The sequence below is a fragment of the Methyloversatilis sp. RAC08 genome (assembly GCF_001713355.1).
GTDB lineage: Bacteria > Pseudomonadota > Gammaproteobacteria > Burkholderiales > Rhodocyclaceae > Methyloversatilis.
The window spans coordinates 1,097,740-1,116,182 of record NZ_CP016448.1; the positions used below are offsets into that span (position 1 = coordinate 1,097,740).

Annotated in this window: 18 protein-coding genes; 5 read left to right on the forward strand and 13 right to left on the reverse strand. The window is 64.1% G+C overall.

Going from position 1 to position 18,443, the window contains the following annotated elements:
* The 4 genes from BSY238_RS05015 to BSY238_RS05030 form a co-directional block, all read right to left on the reverse strand.
* Entirely contained in the window at positions 1 to 543 is a 543-nt protein-coding gene (locus tag BSY238_RS05015) for a cytochrome P460 family protein (protein ID WP_069038174.1), read from the reverse strand.
* Positions 544 to 654: 111 nt separating this feature from the next.
* Positions 655 to 1,506: a DMT family transporter gene (locus BSY238_RS05020; RefSeq protein WP_069040462.1), complete on the reverse strand. Its 852-nt coding sequence runs from the start codon at positions 1,504 to 1,506 to the stop codon at positions 655 to 657.
* A 46-nt stretch (positions 1,507 to 1,552) separates the two neighbouring features.
* A complete protein-coding gene (locus BSY238_RS05025) occupies positions 1,553 to 1,930 on the reverse strand; it encodes a YybH family protein (protein ID WP_069038175.1) in 378 nt (125 codons plus the stop codon).
* A 76-nt stretch (positions 1,931 to 2,006) separates the two neighbouring features.
* Positions 2,007 to 2,510, reverse strand: coding sequence for a MarR family winged helix-turn-helix transcriptional regulator (locus BSY238_RS05030; protein ID WP_069038176.1), 504 nt, complete (start codon positions 2,508 to 2,510; stop codon positions 2,007 to 2,009).
* Positions 2,511 to 2,658: 148 nt separating this feature from the next.
* Between BSY238_RS05030 and BSY238_RS05035 the strand changes: the two genes are divergently transcribed.
* Together BSY238_RS05035 and BSY238_RS17980 are read left to right on the forward strand one after the other, a co-directional pair.
* Positions 2,659 to 3,255, forward strand: coding sequence for a DUF4126 domain-containing protein (locus tag BSY238_RS05035; RefSeq protein WP_069040463.1), 597 nt, complete (start codon positions 2,659 to 2,661; stop codon positions 3,253 to 3,255).
* A 67-nt stretch (positions 3,256 to 3,322) separates the two neighbouring features.
* Positions 3,323 to 3,487 carry a DUF3149 domain-containing protein gene (locus BSY238_RS17980; protein ID WP_083223925.1) on the forward strand — a complete coding sequence of 55 codons (165 nt, stop codon included), beginning with the start codon at positions 3,323 to 3,325 and terminating at the stop codon, positions 3,485 to 3,487.
* On the opposite strand, the gene BSY238_RS05040 is transcribed toward BSY238_RS17980, so the two are convergent.
* The 6 genes from BSY238_RS05040 to ettA form a co-directional block, all read right to left on the reverse strand.
* Positions 3,469 to 4,140, reverse strand: a complete 672-nt coding sequence (locus BSY238_RS05040) for a glutathione S-transferase family protein (protein WP_069038177.1) — start codon at positions 4,138 to 4,140, stop codon at positions 3,469 to 3,471. The two genes, BSY238_RS17980 and BSY238_RS05040, sit on opposite strands and share 19 nt — an antisense overlap.
* Positions 4,137 to 4,868, reverse strand: a complete 732-nt coding sequence (locus tag BSY238_RS05045) for a zf-TFIIB domain-containing protein (RefSeq protein WP_069038178.1) — start codon at positions 4,866 to 4,868, stop codon at positions 4,137 to 4,139. The genes BSY238_RS05040 and BSY238_RS05045 overlap by 4 nt, the downstream gene beginning before the upstream one ends.
* 97 nt (positions 4,869 to 4,965) lie before the next feature.
* Positions 4,966 to 6,906 carry a peptidase U32 family protein gene (locus tag BSY238_RS05050; protein ID WP_069038179.1) on the reverse strand — a complete coding sequence of 647 codons (1,941 nt, stop codon included), beginning with the start codon at positions 6,904 to 6,906 and terminating at the stop codon, positions 4,966 to 4,968.
* A 103-nt stretch (positions 6,907 to 7,009) separates the two neighbouring features.
* Positions 7,010 to 7,951 carry a PEP-CTERM sorting domain-containing protein gene (locus tag BSY238_RS05055; RefSeq protein WP_083223926.1) on the reverse strand — a complete coding sequence of 314 codons (942 nt, stop codon included), beginning with the start codon at positions 7,949 to 7,951 and terminating at the stop codon, positions 7,010 to 7,012.
* Positions 7,952 to 8,034: 83 nt separating this feature from the next.
* Positions 8,035 to 9,573, reverse strand: a complete 1,539-nt coding sequence (locus BSY238_RS05060; protein WP_083223927.1) for a sensor domain-containing diguanylate cyclase — start codon at positions 9,571 to 9,573, stop codon at positions 8,035 to 8,037.
* Positions 9,574 to 9,670: 97 nt separating this feature from the next.
* Positions 9,671 to 11,335 (reverse strand): energy-dependent translational throttle protein EttA, encoded by a 1,665-nt coding sequence (gene ettA / locus BSY238_RS05065; RefSeq protein ID WP_069038180.1) that lies wholly within the window; start codon positions 11,333 to 11,335, stop codon positions 9,671 to 9,673.
* A 148-nt stretch (positions 11,336 to 11,483) separates the two neighbouring features.
* Between ettA and BSY238_RS18500 the strand changes: the two genes are divergently transcribed.
* Entirely contained in the window at positions 11,484 to 11,639 is a 156-nt protein-coding gene (locus BSY238_RS18500) for a LiaI-LiaF-like domain-containing protein (RefSeq protein ID WP_190295055.1), read from the forward strand.
* Positions 11,640 to 11,688: 49 nt separating this feature from the next.
* Here the strand turns inward: BSY238_RS18500 and BSY238_RS05070 are convergent, their stop codons facing one another.
* The 3 genes from BSY238_RS05070 to flhB all read right to left on the reverse strand — a co-directional run bounded on the left by BSY238_RS05070 (position 11,689) and on the right by flhB (position 16,281).
* Positions 11,689 to 13,122, reverse strand: a complete 1,434-nt coding sequence (locus BSY238_RS05070; protein WP_069038181.1) for a mannose-1-phosphate guanylyltransferase/mannose-6-phosphate isomerase — start codon at positions 13,120 to 13,122, stop codon at positions 11,689 to 11,691.
* Positions 13,123 to 13,317: 195 nt separating this feature from the next.
* Positions 13,318 to 14,955: a methyl-accepting chemotaxis protein gene (locus tag BSY238_RS05075; protein WP_069038182.1), complete on the reverse strand. Its 1,638-nt coding sequence runs from the start codon at positions 14,953 to 14,955 to the stop codon at positions 13,318 to 13,320.
* A gap of 189 nt (positions 14,956 to 15,144) precedes the next feature.
* Positions 15,145 to 16,281 (reverse strand): flagellar biosynthesis protein FlhB, encoded by a 1,137-nt coding sequence (gene flhB / locus BSY238_RS05080; RefSeq protein WP_069038183.1) that lies wholly within the window; start codon positions 16,279 to 16,281, stop codon positions 15,145 to 15,147.
* Positions 16,282 to 16,570: 289 nt separating this feature from the next.
* Here flhB and cysT point away from each other — a divergent pair, with 289 nt between their 5' ends.
* Together cysT and cysW are read left to right on the forward strand one after the other, a co-directional pair.
* On the forward strand, positions 16,571 to 17,407 hold the full coding sequence (cysT, locus tag BSY238_RS05085; RefSeq protein WP_069038184.1) for a sulfate ABC transporter permease subunit CysT: 837 nt from the start codon (positions 16,571 to 16,573) through the stop codon (positions 17,405 to 17,407).
* The gene (cysW, locus tag BSY238_RS05090; protein ID WP_069038185.1) at positions 17,407 to 18,282 is read left to right on the forward strand and encodes a sulfate ABC transporter permease subunit CysW; all 876 of its coding nucleotides are present in this window, start codon (positions 17,407 to 17,409) and stop codon (positions 18,280 to 18,282) included. Before cysT ends, cysW begins: the two co-directional genes overlap by 1 nt.
* Positions 18,283 to 18,443: the final 161 nt, after the last annotated feature.

Genomic DNA, 18,443 nt, shown 5'->3' on the forward strand with positions numbered 1-18,443 from the left:
CTACTTCACGGCAGCAAAGTGCTCGTCGTAGCGGAACACGTAGTCCTTGTCCTTAAACGGCGTGTGGCAGGTGCGACAGGTGTCGTACTTCGCTTCGCCGTTCAGCTCACCGGTGCCCTTGAACGCGCTGTAGATCCAGTCGCCGTTCTTCTGCGCTTCGGGTACGCCAGCACCCCAGCCCGGATTCTTGCCCATGACGAAGACGGCCGCCAGCTTGTCCTTCACCAGCTTGCCGTCGGCACCCTTGATCGGCTTGCCGGCGTCATCGAGCCTGACCGACCAGTTTTCCATGACGAAGGTCGAGCCCTGCGGGAAATCGTTGCCCGGCACGGCCTTCTTCGCCTGCGCATTCATGTAGATGTCGCGGATCTGTTTGATGTCCTCGCGTTGTACCGCGCTGAGGAAGGTCGGCCAGGTTCTGTAGTCGGCTGGCAGCGGCAACTGACCGTCGGCCAGCGCTGCCACGGGCGGCGGTGCATTCATCTGACTGCAACCGGCGATGATCAGTCCGGCGACAACGGCGCCAAGTATCTTCTTTTGCATGGATGGACTCCTGATAAGCAGTGGGCACAACATCTGCACGAGGCCCGGTCTGGCGCCCCGCATGCATCCACTACCCGCGCATCCCTGATCCGGATGCAGCCGGCGCTGAAATCAGGGTGTCCGGCCGCGGCGCCACGCCTCGACCGACAGCAGCAGCAGGCCGATGCCGATCAGCAGCATGCCGACCAGTTCGCCGGTGCCCGGACGCTCGCCGAGCTGCCAGGCAGCCGACAGCACACCGATGACCGGCGTCACCAGCGACACCATGCTGGTGGTGCCGGCAGACAGCCGGCGAAGTGCGTACAGCCACAGCAGCCACGCGATCACGGTGCCCGGCACGATGTTGTAGAGCAGCGCGCCAATCAGTGAAGGCGTCCAGTTGATCGGTTCGGCCGGCCACCACAGCGCGACGACAACCAGCGGTACGGCACCGATCAGCGACTGCCAGGCGGCGATGGCCAGCACATCGAGGTCGGGCGCTCGCGCCTGCAGCCTTTTCGCGACGATCACCGCCAGCGCCCAGCACACGCCGGCCAGCGTCGCCAGCACGCTGCTCAGCAGGTCACCGGCCAGATGCAGTGGATCAAGAATGCACAGCAGGCCGACCAGCGTGGCGACAGCCGACGGCCACTGCCAGCCGTGCAGGCGATCGCCGAGCAGCGGCCAGGCCAGCAGCATCACCCAGAACGGCATCGTGTAGGCCAGTACGGCGGTCTTGCCGGCACCACCGCTGACCAGCGCGAGAATGATCAACCCGGTGAAGCCGGTGGTCTGCAGCAGACCCATCAGCGCCACCGCGCGCATTTCGATGATGCGCACCGGACGGCGCAGCGCGACGACCAGTCCGAACAGCACCAGCGCACCGAACAGCGTGCGCAGCGCGCCGAACTGGAAGGGGCCGATGTCGACCAGGGCGATCTTCATGACCACCCAGTTGTAGCCCCAGATCACGGCCAGCAGCATCAGGGCTGCCAGCGCGCGTGCGGACGGGCTGTGCGGCACGGACGCCTCAGTTCCAGATGTGCGTGATGAGGCGCCAGCTGCGATCCGGCTGGCGACGATAGACCATGGTCAGATGGCCGCTGAAAGTCTGCAGACCGCCTTCGCCGTTGGCCTGTGCGCTCCAGCGGCCACGCTGCGTGGCGACTTCGCTGTCACCGATCACCGCATGCTGTTCGATGCGGTGGTTGTGCAGTCCCTGATCGATGGCACCGGCGAACAGCGCCTCGATCTGCGCCGAACCCAGCGCGGCATTGCCGCCGGCCGGCAGCACGGCACCCTGCTCGTCGTACAGCGCGGCCAGCGCGGCGGCGTCGCCACGGTTGAAGGCGGCATCCCAACGCAGGTTGAGGTCGGCAACGGCGGCTTGAAGGGCTTGCAGGGTCATGTGGATCTCCTCGGGTAAAGGTTGAAACTTGATCGTCTAAAATAATTAGCTGACTAACTTGATCGGCAAATAAAGTTCAGGAAAAGGCATCCGTGCCGGACCGCACGACGCCGAGCATGGCCTGCAGCGCAGCACGCTGGTCCTCGTCGAGCCCGGCCATCAGTGTGCGCACGCGGCGGTAGTAATCGGGCATGACGGCATCGAGCACGGCCTGCCCGGCCGGCAGCAGGCGCACGGTCAGCCGGCGCCGGTCTGCGGTGTCGAACACGCGTTGCACCAGACCTTCGCGCTCCAGCCCGTCCAGCAGGCCGGTCATCGTGGCCCGCGTGACACCGGCTTTCTGTGCCAGCGCCGAGGGTGACGATTCGAGCGCGTCCTCCCGCATCAGCAGGATGAGCACCCACCAGCGCCCCTGCAGCAGCCCGTGGCGGGCGAGAAAACCGTCGAGCGCCTGCGACAGTTCGGTCGCCACGCGCAACAGTGTCAGGAATGATGCGACTGCGCTGACGTCCGCTTCGGGATAGCGGGCGGCAAACTTGCGCAGTACATCGGAAGTCGGGAGGTCGCGGAGCTGAAGCATGATTAGCCGGATTATAGTTAGGCTCCGTACTTTGTCAACGGCAAGCTGGAGCACGGCCCCGATGTTGGGCTAGGATTGAAGGAAAGACATGCTGCGCACGTTGATCATCTTTTGCGCGCAGCCGCACTGCGACCTGGAAAGTGAACGCATGGACACCATCGACACGATTGCCGCCGCCGCCGGGCTTGCGTGGGCCAGCGGGCTGCGCCTGTATGCGGTGATCTTTCTCGCCGGTCTCGCCGGTCGCCTGGGCTGGGTCGATCTGCCGGGCGACCTCGACACGCTGGAACATCCGCTTGTGCTTGCTGCCGCCGGCCTGATGCTGTGCATCGAGTTTTTCGCCGACAAAATTCCGGCGCTCGACAGCCTGTGGGACGGCGTGCATACCTTCATCCGCATTCCTGCCGGCGCCTTGCTCGCCGCGTGGGCCCTCGCCGACCAGAGCACACCAGTCGTGCTGGCAGGCGCCCTGCTCGGCGGCTCACTCACTGCAGGCACGCATCTGACCAAGGCGGGCAGCCGCATCGCCATCAACACCTCGCCGGAACCGGTCAGCAATCTGATCGCGTCGACCAGCGAAGACGGCGCCGCAGTCGGCGGCCTGTGGCTGGCGTTCACCTATCCGATCGTGTTTCTCGGCTTCCTCGGCGTGTTCCTGCTGTGCATGCTGTGGCTGCTGCCACGCGTCTGGCGCTTCCTGAGCGACCTGTTGTCCTGGGTAGCCGGCAAACAGGCGCCCGGTTGACCTGAATCAGTCCGCCCCGGTCGGCCCGGCAGTCCAATGATGTCAACCCTTCACCGAGGTTTGCATCATGAAAGCCCTGACTGATCTGCTATCCACCGACTACGGACTGATGAGCCTGCTGGTCATCGCATTCACCCTCTTCATGAGCTTCTGGTTCGCCCGCTTCTTCAAGCGGCACATGGATGAGGACGAAGCGCGCGCCAAGCAAGCCGATCAGTCGGCGAAGCTGTAGGGGCCACCGCGCTCGCGTGCCCGCTGCCAGGCCGGGCGGCTGTGGATGCGGGACAGGAAGTCCGTCAGTCGCGGATGCGTCGCACCGAGGCCGGCGCCCTTGGCTGCCGCCTCGACCGGAAAGCTCATCTGGATGTCGGCTGCGGTGAACGCGTCGCCGGCAAACCATGGCCGCGTCGCCAGTTCGGATTCCATGAAGCGCAGCTGGTCGTCGATGTTCGGCTGCACGAAGGTTTTCAGCACGTGGTCTGCCAGACCGCGCGCCACCGGCTTGATGAAAAACGGCACCGGCGCATTGCGCACCTTCTGGAACACCAGATGCATCAGCTGGTACGGCATGGCGGAGCCTTCCGCAAAATGCAGCCAGTACGTATAACGGCGCGCATCCGCACTGCCGGGCGCGGGCCTGAACCGGCCTGCGCCATACACCTCAACCAGATATTCGATGATGGCACCCGATTCGGCGATGACCTGATCGCCGTCGGTGATGACCGGCGACTTGCCGAGAGGGTGCACGGCACGCAGCTCCGGCGGCGCGTAGGACGTTTCCGGATCGCGCTCGTAACGTTTCACCTCATAGTCGAGCCCGAGCTCTTCGAGCAGCCACAGCACGCGCTGCGAACGGGAGTGCGCCAGATGGTGGACGGTGATCATGTGAGTATTTTCCAGACCAGTGAAACGCCTGCCATCACCAGATCGCCGACATCAAGCGACGTGGCGTCCAGCGCCGGATTGGCGCGCGACGAACGGGCTGAGCGGCGCGCCTGCTGTTCTCGCCTTTCGGTTTCGATCAGCGCGTCGGCGATCGCATCCGGATCCCGATTCGCACGCTTTTCTTCAGCGACACGATAGCCGTTGAGCGCGCTTTTCACCGCATCGGGATCGATCAGCGAAAACGCAGACCGACAATGCGGGCAGGCGTGGTCCTTGCGGATGTCGACCGGTGCGCCGCAGCCGGTGCAGTAGATGGCACCGACCCGCTTGCTCAGATCGTGGATTTCCGGCTTGGTGAGCTGACGGACGAAGCCCTTTTCGATCATGAACGATGCAAAGGTGCTGAAGCGGCCGTGTCGATGCGGGCAGCGACTGGTGGCGTAGCGGCCACTGCGCACGATGTCATAGCCATGTTCGAGCTTGCTGCTGCAGCGCGGACAGGCCATCACCGGCGCCACCGGATTGCGCTGCACGTCGCGGTGCTCGTGCAGCTGCTTGAACAGGTCATTGACCGAAGCCGGCGACAGCTGCTGGTTTTCGTGCGTATCGAACCAGATGCCCTGGCAGGCGTAGCAGATGTCGAGTTCGAGCGGCCCGCCGCCGTGGTGCGTAAAGGTATGCACGTCCATCGGGACGCGGCAGGAAGGGCAGTTCGGTTTCGGGCTCATGTTCGAATCGACAGGCGGGCGGTTGAACGGTCGGCATGCCTGCGCGCGGCGAGCCGCACGGCATCCATCGTCTTCAGCGGCATCCGCGGCTGAAACTTCAGCGCGCGCTGCGCGTCACCTTGACGCCGGCGGGCGCACTGCGATGAAAAGTGACCGGTATCGCAGGCGCCTGCGGGACCGATTTTCGCAAACTCCCGACCACGTGCATTTCGCACTTCTTGCAGTCGAAGCGCAAGGTGAGCCGGTCGTTGCCGTTCATCAGCGTCATCGGTTCCGCTTTCACCATGCCGCGCAGGTCGTAGTCCTTCAATTCCTTCGGACACAGGTTGTGGCTGTAGCGCAGGCAGTGCTTGGTGATCATCAGCGAAACCTCGCCCGGCTCGTGGTTGAGCTCGTAGGCGTCGGCGATCAGCTGCACGCCATGTCGGCGATAGAAGGTGCGCGCCTTTTCGTTGTACACGTTGGCGAGATAGCTCAACTCGGTGTCGGTGAATGGCACCGGCGGTTCGACCGGCGCCAGCGGCTGCGGTCGCGCATGCGCCTTCACGCGGGCCGTTTCCAGCTTTTCGCAGGCATCGCGGCGCAGGCCGTTCAGCACCGAAGCCGGAAGAAACCACGCCTGCTGCGTATCCAGCGTGACCGAGCGCGCTTCGAACATCGTGTTGCCGAGCTTGGCGATGGCTTCGCGGATGCCGACCCGCGCGCGTTCCGCGTCGCGCGCCGGCTGCTTGTCATGGGTGATTTCAGACCGTACGGTACAGCCGTCCTCGTCGGTCAGCGTCAGCGCAAAACCTTCCGGCGTGTCGGCAAACCGCAGATCCACCGCGACCCGTCGTTCGCTCGACTTCTTCTCCAGCGCCCGCTCGAAAGCCTGGTCCCTATTGCGGTAAAGCGTCATGCCGGCTTTCAGGTCATCCGGCATGAGGTTGGGGAACAATTGCCTCCCCTGCACGGTGTTGATGCGCAGGCCCTGCAGTTCGCGATGGCTGTCGAAATAGCTCAGACCGTCGCCGTTGTGGATGTCGACCAGAGCCGCGACTTCGATGTGATCGGCCGCGATCCGGGTCACGGTCGCCGCTTCCTCGCCGACGAAGCCGGGCGCTTCGAACGCTTCGATGCCGTGCTGACGGCCATTGACGAAGTAGTCGGTCGCGCCGCGGTTGAACGACTTTTCCGGCAGCGGTGTGAAGAAGAAGGTGCAGCGGCCGCTGGACGCGCGCCGGTGCGCCGGCAGGTCGTCCAGGATGTCATCGATCAGCGTGCGGTAATGGGCGGTGATGTTCTTCACATAGGCCAGATCCTTCAGCCGTCCCTCGATCTTGAACGAACTGATCCCGGCGTCGATCAGCGCGCGCAGATTGGCGCTCTGGTCGTTGTCCTTCATCGACAGCAGGTGCTTGTCGTGCGCCACGACGGCGCCGCTGGCGTCGGTCAGCGTGTAGGGCAGGCGGCAGGCCTGCGAACATTCGCCGCGGTTGGCGCTGCGCGCGGTGTGCGCATGGCTGATGAAGCACTGGCCGCTGAATGCCACGCACAGCGCACCGTGCACGAAGAACTCAAGCGAACACGACGTGTTCGACGCGATGTCGCGGATCTGCTCCAGCGTCAGTTCTCGTGCCAGCACGATCTGCGAAAAGCCGACGTCCTGCAGGAAGCGCGCCTTGGCTGCGTCCCGGATGTCGGTCTGCGTGCTGGCGTGCAGCTGGATTGGCGGCAGATCCATTTCCAGCAGGCCCATGTCCTGCACGATCAGCGCATCGACTCCGGCGTCGTACAACTGGCGGATGGTGTGCCGCGCCGGCTCCAGTTCGTCGTCGCGCAGGATGGTGTTGAACGCGACGAACACCTTCGCATGGAAGCGATGCGCATGTGCCGTCAGGCGCGCGATGTCGGCGACGTCATTGTCGGCGCCCTTGCGCGCGCCGAAGGACGGCCCGCCGATATACACCGCATCGGCGCCGTGGTTGATCGCCTCGATGCCGAAATCGGCATTTTTTGCGGGCGCGAGCAGTTCGAGGATGCGGCGGTCTGAGGTCATCGGGAAGCGCGACAGGGCGTGAGCCGTAAAGGCGCGATTATCCGCGAGCGCGCTGCAAATGAAAAACCGGCCGAAGCCGGTTTTCGTCGCAGGTCAGGCGCCGTCAGGCGCGACGCCGCGCCATCATGCCGATCAGCAGCACACCGCCGAGCATCATTGCCCAGGTGCGCGGCTCGGGTATCGGCGCCGGCACCGTGGCCTGCAGGCTCGCCACTTCCCAGCCGATGTCGTCCAGGGCTGCCCAGTCGAGGTCGGTCATGTACCGCCGCTGGCCTGAAGGGATGAAGGGCGAAAGCAGCGGAATCTGCTGGCTGCCGTTGGCGACGCCGCGCAGCGTGGTCGCAAAGTGAGCATCGGAGCCGTCGCCCTGCAGCGCAACCGCTGCACCGCCGTTCGTCGCGGTGGTGACCGCGCCGGTGAAGGTGTCGCCGACCACCGCGTCGAACCAGCTGTCGGCCGTGCCGAAACCGAATACGTGCGCGGTTTCATGCATCGCCACGGTGTAGAAGTCAAAGCCGGAGAAGCCTTCGACGGTCGACACGTCGCTGTCGAAATACCAGTTGATGTTGGTACCGAAGCTGATCGAGCCGCCCCACGGCCCGAAATCGGTTTCGACCGTAGTCAACGCACCCGGCTCGCCGCGCGACAGTGCGTTGTTGATGAACGCCGTGCTGCCACTGACACTCTGGAAACCCGGGCCGCCAACACCCAGCGTCTGGCCGCCGAAGGCATGGGATCCGACAAAAATGCGGATTTCGTTCTCGGGGATGCTGAAGTTGTTGATCAACAGCGGCGTGCCGAACGGATCCTGCGGATTGTAGAGGCGCGCCGCGAAGGTGTTGCCGCCTGAGGGCGTGATCGCGGTCAGTGTGTCGAGCAGGTTCAGGCTGAACACCTGTGCCACCTGATCCAGCACCACCCGCTTGTCGCTGGTGAAGAATCCAGCGGTGTCGTAGGTGTAATCGAACACCACATCGATAGCTTGAGCCGGTATGGAAAACGTGGCAAACACCACGGCACTCGCTGCAAACAGGGGCTTTTTCAACGCGATCTCCTCAAGGTAGCAGCAGGGTATCGCAGTCCGGCGGCAACGCCGCGTGCAATTGTGCACGGCCCTGATCGCCCGTTTCAGGCAGCCCTCGCGCAGTTCCGCCCGGCGTGCTTGGCGGCATACAGCGCCTGGTCGGCACGCTCCATCAGCGACTCCGGCGTATCTTCGGCCCGCCAGGTGGTGATGCCGGCGCTCACTGTCACGGCCAGCGCTTCCCCGATCGTCGGCAGCGAAGTGTCGGCAATCCGTTGCCGGATGGTGTCCGCCAGCACCACCGCGTCCGCTTCGCGGCAGTCGCGCAGCACCAGCAGGAATTCCTCACCGCCCCAACGGCACGCGAGGTCCGATTCGCGCAGGCTGGCGCGGATCAGGCCACTGACATGCTCGATCATGCGATCCCCGGCAAGATGACCATGACGGTCGTTCAGCGCCTTGAAATGGTCGATGTCGAACAGGATCGCTGACAGCGGCTGACGCGCGCGCCGGGCATCCGCCAGCATCTGAACCATCATGATTTCCAGCGCGTGCCGGTTCAGCAGACCGGTCAGGCGATCCGTGGTGGCCATCTTTTCCAGGCGGAGCTGGTAGCGATCCAGCGTCAGGCTTGCCAGATACACCGTCGCCAGCGTGATCAGCACGCACAGGCCAAGGTTGATGTAGAGGGTGCGCCGGATATCGACCAGGGCGTCGTCCTCGACCTTCTCGACCACCAGGAACCACTTCATTTCCGGCACATAGCGCACATTGAGCAGATAGTCGCGCCCTGCGCTGCGGTACTGGAAGGAACCTGACTGCGCTGCCAGCATGGCGGGCGCGATGTCGCGCAGACCTTCGACCTCGCCCAGATGGTCTGCGCCATGCCAGGGGGCTTCGCCGAACAGCACGACCTTCCCCTGCTGATCGACGAAATAGACGCTGCGCTGATAGCGCTGCTGGTAGCCGGCCAGCAGCTTGCGCACGGTATCGACCGTCAGCCCGACACCGGTCACGCCCATCAGGCCGCCGTCGTAGTCATAAACGCGGTAGTTGATGAACACGGTGAGGGTGTCGCGGCTGCGCGTATCGGTATCTACATTGATCTCGTAGGGTTCATCCAACCGGCGCACCCGGAAGTACCAGCTGTCCTGCGGGTTGTCTTCGCTCACCTTGCGCAGCAAACCGTCCGGGTGATAGTAGTTCCGCGTGCGCTCAGATACGAAAAAGCTGGTGAAGGTGCCGTAACGGCTGCGTACCTCGCCGAGGAACTTGGTCAGCGCCGGCACATCCCTCTCGCTGCGCAGCACCCAGTCGCGCAGAAAGGTGTCGCCGGCCATCATCGAGGCGATGAACACCGGGCGGATCAGGTCCTTCTGGATTTCCGAATAGATGTTGTCCGACGTCAGCGGCAGTTCACTGTCGACGATGGAGCGGTGGATCCCGTTTTTCGACACGTAGTAACTGACCAGTGTCGTCATGACAAACCCGAGCGAAAGCAGCAGGCCGAGCAGCAGCAGAAGCCGGTGCTTGCCGGTCACGCGACCGCGCGTGTGGCGGCTCACTGCCTGAGCGGGCAACGGCGTCGCGGCAGCCGAGGCATCGGCATCGTTGCGCTGCAGTGGAGTCTGCCGGGAAGTCATGGGATAAAAGGGAAAGAGAACGCTGCAGCATTAACGGCAGTTCGCCGGATGACTGCAACAGGAGTACCTGCCGGTACGGGTACCGGCAGGGAACCGCTCAGCGGGCGATCGGCTTGTAGCGGATGCGGTGCGGTCTGGCGCCGTCTTCGCCCAGGCGCTTCTTCTTGTCGGCTTCGTATTCCTGATAGTTGCCGTTGAAGAAGGTCCACTGCGAGTCACCCTCGGCAGCGAGGATGTGCGTGGCGATGCGGTCGAGGAACCAGCGGTCGTGCGACGTGACGAGCACGCAGCCGGAAAATTCGAGCAGAGCATCTTCCAGCGCTCGCAGCGTTTCCACGTCGAGGTCGTTCGACGGCTCGTCGAGCAGCAGCACGTTGCCGCCGGCGATCAGCGTCTTGGCCAGATGCAGCCGGCCACGCTCGCCGCCCGACAGATTGCCGACGATCTTCTGCTGGTCGCCGCCCTTGAAGTTGAAGCGTCCGATGTAGGCGCGGCTGGGCATTTCAAAGCGGCCCACGGTCAGGATGTCGGCGCCGTCGGCGACCGCCTCGAACACGGTTTTCGACGCGTCCAGCCCTTCGCGTGTCTGATTCACGGCGGCGATCTTGACCGTCGGCCCGACCACGATTTCGCCGGAATCCGGTTTGTCCAGTCCCTGGATCATGCGGAACAGCGTCGACTTGCCGGCACCATTCGGACCGATCACGCCGACGATGGCACCCGGCGGAACGCTGAAACTCAGGTTGTCGATCAGCAGACGGTCGCCGAAGCCTTTCGACACGCCATTGAATTCGATCACCTTGTCGCCCAGTCGCTCGCCCGGCGGAATGAAGATTTCGTGCGTTTCGTTGCGCTTCTGGTACTCGACGCTGCTCATTTCCTCGTAGCGCGCCAGACGCGCCTTCGATTTGGCCTGACGCGCCTTGGGGTTGCCGCGCACCCACTCGAGTTCGGTGGCGAGCGCCTTCTGGCGCGCCGATTCGGTGTTCTCTTCCTGCTTCAGGCGCGCACCCTTCTGGTCCAGCCAGCTCGAATAGTTGCCCTTCCATGGGATGCCATGGCCGCGATCGAGTTCGAGGATCCACTCGGCCGCGTTGTCGAGGAAGTAGCGATCGTGCGTCACCGCCACCACGGTGCCGGGAAAACGCACCAGAAACTGCTCCAGCCACTCGACCGATTCGGCATCGAGGTGGTTGGTCGGCTCGTCCAGCAGCAGCATGTCCGGCTTGGACAGCAGCAGCTTGCACAGCGCCACGCGGCGCTTCTCGCCGCCGGACAGCGGCGCGATCTTCGCGTCCCACGGTGGCAGGCGCAGCGCATCGGCGGCGATTTCCATCTGGGTTTCGATGTCGGCACCGGCGGTTGCGAGCACGTTTTCGTACTTCGCCTGTTCTTCGGCCAGCTTGTCGAAATCGGCGTCGGGCTCGGCGTAGGCAGCATAGATCGCGTCCAGCTTGGTGCGCGCTTCCATGATGTCGCCGAGGCCGGATTCCACTTCTTCCTTCACCGTCTTGGCCGGATCAAGCTCGGGTTCCTGCGGCAGATAGCCGATGCGGATGCCCGGCAGGTGCTGCACTTCACCCTCGAATTCCTTGTCGGCGCCGGCCATGATGCGCAGCACCGTCGATTTGCCCGAACCATTCAGGCCGAGCAGACCGATCTTTGCGCCGGGGAAGAAGGAAAGCGATATGTCCTTGATGATCGTGCGCTTCGGCGGAACGACCTTGCTCACGCGGAGCATCGACATCACGTATTGGGCCATGGTGTGCTGCGGGGATGACTGAAGAAGCCGGAAGTATGCCGCAAGCCGCACGACTGCAGCCGCAGTCGCCTCAAACGCGCCGGCTCGCACTACCATCGCGATCCGGACTTCCGGTTCGCACCTTCCCAGACCGCACACAGGACACCCCATGATCGGTTCGATCGGCCTCATTCTCATCGGCGCACTGCTGCTGGCGTCGAATCTGGAGCTCTTTTCGCTGCGTGACCTGGGTGAAATTCTCGGCACCTGGTGGCCGGCCGTGCTGATCGCCATCGGCGCCGCCGGGCTGATCAAGCGCAAGTAGCCCGCCAGTCACCCGGCAGGCGGGGGTTGCGCCCCCCGGTCCGCCCCGCTCACTTTCGGCCGTAGGTGTCCTCGAAGCGAACGATGTCGTCTTCGCCGAGATAGCTGCCCGACTGCACCTCGATCATTTCCAGGGGCAGCTTGCCGGGGTTTTCAAGCCGGTGCGTCGTACCCAGCGGAATGTAGGTGGACTGGTTTTCCGACAGCAACAGGATGTTTTCGCCGCAGGTGACGCGCGCGGTACCGCTGACGACGATCCAGTGTTCGGCGCGGTGGTGGTGCATCTGCAGCGACAGCGACGCGCCCGGATTGACGACGATGCGCTTCACCTGGAAGCGCGGGCCGGCGTCGATCGAATCGTAATAGCCCCACGGCCGATAAACCTTGCGATGGTTCTCGGCCTCCGGCCGCTTGTTCGCCTTCAGATGGGCGACGATGCGCTTGACATCCTGCGTGCGGTCCTTCGCGACCACCATCACGGCATCGCAGGTTTCGACCACCACCACATCCTTCATGCCGAGGCAGCTCACCATGCGGGTTTCGGCGAAAACAAGACTGTCCTGCGTGTCCTGCAGCAGCACGTCGCCGCGCGACACATTGCCGTCGGCGTCCTTGGCGGCCACCTGCCACAGCGCGTCCCAGGCGCCGACATCCGACCAGCCGGCATCAAGCGGCACGACGACGGCCGGCGCCACGCGCGGCTCGCCCGCGGCCAGCGGTTCCATGATGGCGTAGTCGATCGAATCCGACGGGCAGGCTGCGAACGCAGTCTTGTCGATGCGGTAGAAATCGTGGTCGGCGGCGCCGCGCTCATAGGCGGTGCGGCTGGCCGCTTCGATGTCCGGCCGGAAACGCTTCAGCAGGGCCAGCGCAACGCTGGCCTTCATCATGAAGATGCCGGCGTTCCACAGATAGTCGCCGCTGGCCAGATAGGCCTCGGCCGTTGCCGCGTCGGGCTTCTCGACAAAACGGTCGAGCGCGCGCGCCGGGCCACCGGCAAGCTGTGCCCCGGTCCGGATGTAGCCGTAGCCGGTTTCCGGCTTGTCCGGCGTGATGCCGAAGGTGACCACTGCCCCGGCGTCAGCATGGGCGGCGCCCAGCGCCACCGCGTCGCGGAAAGCGGCGGTGTCGCGGATCACATGATCGGACGGCATGACCAGCAGCACCGGATCGGCCGCGCCGGCGGCGAGCGCAGCCAGCGCCAGCGCCGGCGCGGTGTTGCGCCCCATCGGTTCGAGCAGCAGCGACGCCGGCTGGACGTCGATCTGGCGCAGCTGTTCTGCTGTCAGGAAACGGTATTCCTCGTTGCATACGATGAGCGGTGCGGCAATCGTCAGTCCTGGCGCACCGGCACGCAACGCGGTGTCCTGCAGCAGCGTGCGCTCGCCGTCCAGCGGCAGCAGCTGCTTCGGATAGCGTTCGCGCGACAGCGGCCAGAGGCGGGTGCCGGAGCCGCCGCACAGGATGACGGGTTGCAGGGTCATGACGGAAACCTGAGTGAAGATCGGAGCCTTGAAGTCTACGTCATGCCCTGTGGCGCTTCGCGATAAATCCGTTACAGCGCAATGCGTTCGGCGCGCACCGGTGTCGGCGCATGCCACGGTGCGAGGGAAAGCAGAAGGAAAAGAGGCCGGGTTCCTGCGAACCCGGCCTCTGTCGGTTGTTGCGCCGAGCCGTAATCAGCTGGCGAGGCGGAAACGACGTACCGTGCCGTCAAGTTCAGCGGACAGTTCTGACAGATCGCGTGCCGAACCTGCCACCGAACCGGCGGCACTGGCGTTCTCTTCCACCATCTGCACGATACGTTCGACGCGCTGTGCCAGGTCCTGACTGGCGATGGCCTGCTCCGTCAGACCACCGGACACCTCGGAAATGGTGCCCACCACCTGCTGCGCGTGGCCGTCGATGGCAAGCACCTTTGCGCCGGCAGTTTCAGCCATCTGCAGACCTTCACGCACCCGCACCACGGTGTTCTGCATGTGTTCCGATACATCCGCCGCGCCGGACTGAATGCGTTGCACCATCTGGGTGATCTCGCTGGCTGAGCGCGCCGACTGTTCGGCCAGCTTGCGCACTTCATCGGCCACCACAGCGAAACCGCGGCCCATCTCACCGGCCCGCACCGCTTCGATGGCGGCATTCAGCGCCAGCAGATTGGTCTGATCGGCCACATCACGAATGACATGCACGATGGTGGTGATGCGCGACACTTCGTCACCCAGGTCGTTGGCACGCTGCGAACTGGCTTCTATTCCTTCGGTGACCTGCTTGATCTGCGACACCATGGCACGGATGTCAGCCGCGCCTTCGGATGCGCGATGACCCGCTTCAACCGACGTACCCCTTGCTTCCTGGCTGAGTTCGCTGACATGGGTGATCGAGGTCGACATTTCTTCCAGCGACGCGGCCATGGCCGCCGCCAGTTCAGCCTGCGATTCGGACGAACTTCTGACCTGATCGGTCGCACCCGACAGCTGGTGGGCGGAATCGCTCAACCTGCTGTTGGCACTGCCGATGGTGCTCACCATCTGGCGCAGCGACTGCTGCATGGCCTGCACCTCGACCTGCACGCTTGCCAGTTCGCTGCGCCCTTCCGGCTTCAGATCATTCCTCAGGTCGCCTTCGGCGATGCGCTTCACGGCGGCCAGTGTTTCGGCAAGCTGGGACGTGATGCTGCGCGTGATCGCGAAGGAGATGGCGATGCTCGCCACAATGACCATCCCGGCGGCAACGAGCACCGCCAGCTTGAGCGCGTCGGCTCCGGACTCCAGCGAAGCAATCGATTGCGCGTTGCGCCCGCGTACCGCCTCGCGCAGGGTACCGGTGGCCTCGTTCAGTGCAATGGCAGCGGGGCCATGCGCCGAATGCAGCAATTCATTGGCTTCGGCGTTGCGGTTGGCAAAGGCCAGCGCAGTGACGTCATCGGAAATCGTTTTGAACGCGGCAAGTCGTGCAGCGATGGCGGCCGCTGCGGCCTGCTCGTCGGCCGGTGTGTCCGGCTGCGCCATCAGTCCCGAGAGCCGACCCGCCGCGTGTTCGGCTGCAGCTTCGTACTTGTCGAGCTTGGCGCGCACCGCGGCCAGCTGCGTGTTCTCGGTTTCGATGATGGCCGAACGCGAATAGACCCGCACACGCTGTATCGCGTCGTTCAGGTCGGCAATGGCATCAACCTTGGGCTGCGTGCGTTCGCTGACCTCGTGCGACACATCGGCGATGTGCATCGACTGGATTTCGATGAACACGACGACGGCGGCAAAGATCAGCACAATCAAGCCGAAACCGAGGGCCAGGCGTGCGGCGATAGACAAGTTCTTCATGACTGTTTCCTCTTTTTTCGGGCATCCACGCAGGTCATTCCCGCGTCTGGACAGGACAGCTGCTCCATCAGATATCCCCGATCGCCGTGGGGGTTTTTACGACCTTCGGCGTAAATACCTTGAGCGAAAACAATGCGCAGGATCGCGCGAAAACTTTCCGACGAGGTAGAAACCGGGACAGCTCGTGCGCTAAGCACTACCCGGGTCGAGATCGGCCGGCACCGGCAGGTCGTCGGGCGGACGGGGCTTTTCGACGCCCTTGGCGAAGGCGTCGTTCAGCTGATACACATAGGCGAGCACTTCGGCCACGGCGCGGAACAACCGCGCCGGCACTTCCTGCTCCAGCTCCACGTGCTTGTGCAAGGCGCGCGCCAGCGGCGGCGCCTCGACCAGCGGCACGCCGGCTTCGGCGGCCAGCGTGCGGATGCGCAGCGCCACCTCGCCGGCGCCCTTGGCGACGACACGCGGTGCGCCGCCCTTGGCCACGTCGTACTTCAGCGCGACCGAAAAGTGGGTCGGGTTGGTCACCACGACGTCGGCCTTGGGCACATTGGCCATCATGCGGTTGCGCGCCATTTCGCGCTGCTGCTGGCGGATGCGGCCCTTCACCTGCGGGTCGCCCTCCTGCTCCTTGAATTCCTGCCGCGCCTCCTCCTTCGTCATCTTCAGCTCCGACTGGTAATGCCAGAGCTGGAACGGCACGTCGATGGCGACGATAAGCGCCATGCCGGCCACCAGGATCAGCGTGGCGGTCATGATCAGGTCGCCGGTGGCTGCCAGCGCGACATCGACCGGGGCGCTGAACATGGCGAACAGCATGTCCTGGTCACGCAGCACGACCCAGGCGGCGACGCTGCCGACCAATGTGGCCTTGCCGACACCCTTGCCGAGCTCGACCAGCGCGGTTTTCGACACCATGCGCTTGAGGCCCGCCAGCGGATTGAGCTTGGAGAACTTCGGGCCGAGCGCCTTTGGCGCGAACACCACGCCGCCCATCAGGAAGGGGGCGACCAGCGCGGCGACCATCAGCGCGAACATCAGCGGCGCCAGCACCATCAGGCCGTCAATGATGCGGTCGATCAGGATGGCGAACATCGCCGAGGGATCGAAGATCGCGCGCCGGTCCACGGTGAGTCCGTCGCGCAGCAGTTGCGCACTGCGCGGCCACATCCAGCCGGCCAGACCATACATGCCCGCCACACCGGTCATGGTGACCAGAAAGGTCGCCAGCTCGCGCGAACTCGGTACCTGCCCCTCCTCGCGCGCTTTCTCAAGCTTGCGTGGTGACGCTGGTTCGGTTTTTTCGAGATCGCTTTCTTCTGCCACGTTCGCAGATCAGCCGGGAGATGAACAGGGCACCGATTGTGCAACCGGCCCGTACCGGGCAATCCGCGGAAAAGGCGGGAAAAAGGCCGGCGAGGCGCAACCGCCGAAGGCAGCTTGCCTGCGTTGCGCGTCCGGTCGCGCATTGCGCCTTCGAAGTTAATTCAAAATCCTACTAAGCAATTCACTTCTTATTATTTCCAGATATGAACACCCCTTTGTAGGCTGCCGGACCGACATTCATTTCCGACACCACCATGCGCATCACTTCCCACCTGTCGGGGCGACGACCATGAGCCGGAGCACCCGGCGCGTGCTGCCCGGCTTCAATCTCACGCTCGGCTACACGCTGTTCTATCTGTCGGTGATCGTTCTGATCCCGCTGTCTGCCGTATTCATCAAGACGACCGAACTCGGACTGGCGGAATTCTGGGCCGTCGTGACCGCACCGCGCGTGGTCGCCACCTACAAGCTCACTTTCGGTGCGTCGCTGCTGGCCGCCGCCATCAATGCGCTGTTCGGACTGATGCTCGCCTGGTCGCTGGTGCGCTACAGCTTTCCGGGCAAGAAACTGGTCGATGCCTTGATCGACCTTCCGTTCGCGTTGCCGACCGCGGTGGCCGGCATTTCGCTGACTGCGCTGTATGCCAGGAACGGCTGGCTGGGGCAGTGGATCGAGGGGGAATGGGGCATCAAGGTCGCGTTCGGCCCGCTCGGTGTGCTGGTCGCGCTGATCTTCATCGGCCTGCCCTTCGTCGTGCGCACGGTGCAGCCCATCCTCGAGGACCTCGATACCGAACTGGAAGAAGCCGCCGCCAGTCTGGGCGCGCGCCGCTGGCAAACCTTCCGCTACGTGACGCTGCCCATCCTGCTCCCTGCGCTGCTGACCGGTTTCGCGCTGGCCTTTGCCCGCGCGGTCGGCGAGTACGGCTCGGTCATCTTCATTGCCGGCAACATTCCCATGGTGTCCGAAATCACCCCGCTGATCATCATCACCAAGCTGGAACAGTACGACTACGCCGGTGCGACCGCGATCGCGGTGGTGATGCTGGTGCTGTCCTTCATCCTGCTGCTGACCATCAACGGTCTGCAGGCCTGGACCAACAAGGTGACCGGGAGGGACCGCTGATGGCTGCCGTCACTTCGCTGCACGCCGCGGTCGATCATGCCGCCAGATTCGAGACGCGCTCGGCCACCCGCGAGCCGACCTGGATCAAATGGACCATCGTCGGCTTTTCGCTGACCTTCTTCACGCTGTTCCTGCTGATGCCGCTGATCGCGGTGTTCGTCGAGGCCTTCCGCAAGGGTTGGGACACGTATCTTGCCGCGCTGATCGAGCCGGATGCGCTGTCGGCCATCAAGCTCACGCTGATCGCGGCCGCGATTGCAGTGCCGCTGAATCTGAGCTTCGGCGTGGCCGCCGCGTGGGCCATCACCAAGTTCGAATTCCCGGGCAAGCAGGTGCTGATCACGCTGATCGACCTGCCGTTCTCGGTATCGCCGGTGGTGGCCGGCCTGATCTATGTGCTGGTGTTCGGTGCCCAGGGCTGGTTTGGTTCTTCGCTGGCCGACAACGACATCAAGATCATTTTCGCGGTGCCGGGCATCGTACTGGCGACGGTTTTCGTCACCTTTCCCTTCGTGGCGCGTGAACTTATCCCGCTGATGCAGGCGCAGGGCAAGGAAGAGGAAGAAGCCGCGGTAGTGCTGGGGGCGAACGGATGGCAGACCTTCTGGCATGTCACCCTGCCCAATATCAAATGGGGCCTGCTGTACGGCGTCATCCTGTGCAATGCGCGTGCGATGGGCGAGTTCGGCGCCGTGTCGGTGGTGTCAGGCCACATACGCGGGCTGACCAACACCATGCCGCTGCATGTCGAGATTCTCTACAACGAGTACCAGTTCGCCGCCGCCTTTGCCGTGGCCTCCGTACTGGCCCTGCTGGCGCTGGTCACACTGTGCATCAAGACGTGGATCGAGCATCAGGCGGAGAGGGACTCATGACGCGGATTCGCTACCCGCGTTGCCGGCGCGCTGCAACGGGCGAACGTCCCGCTTTGCGCAAGAGCCTGCGCGCCAACAACCCTTCGGGCGACGCACCGCGAGCATTCCGGCCTGCGTTGGACCTCCTTGCCTGACCACCCATCAGGCTGCGTCGGCCCGCC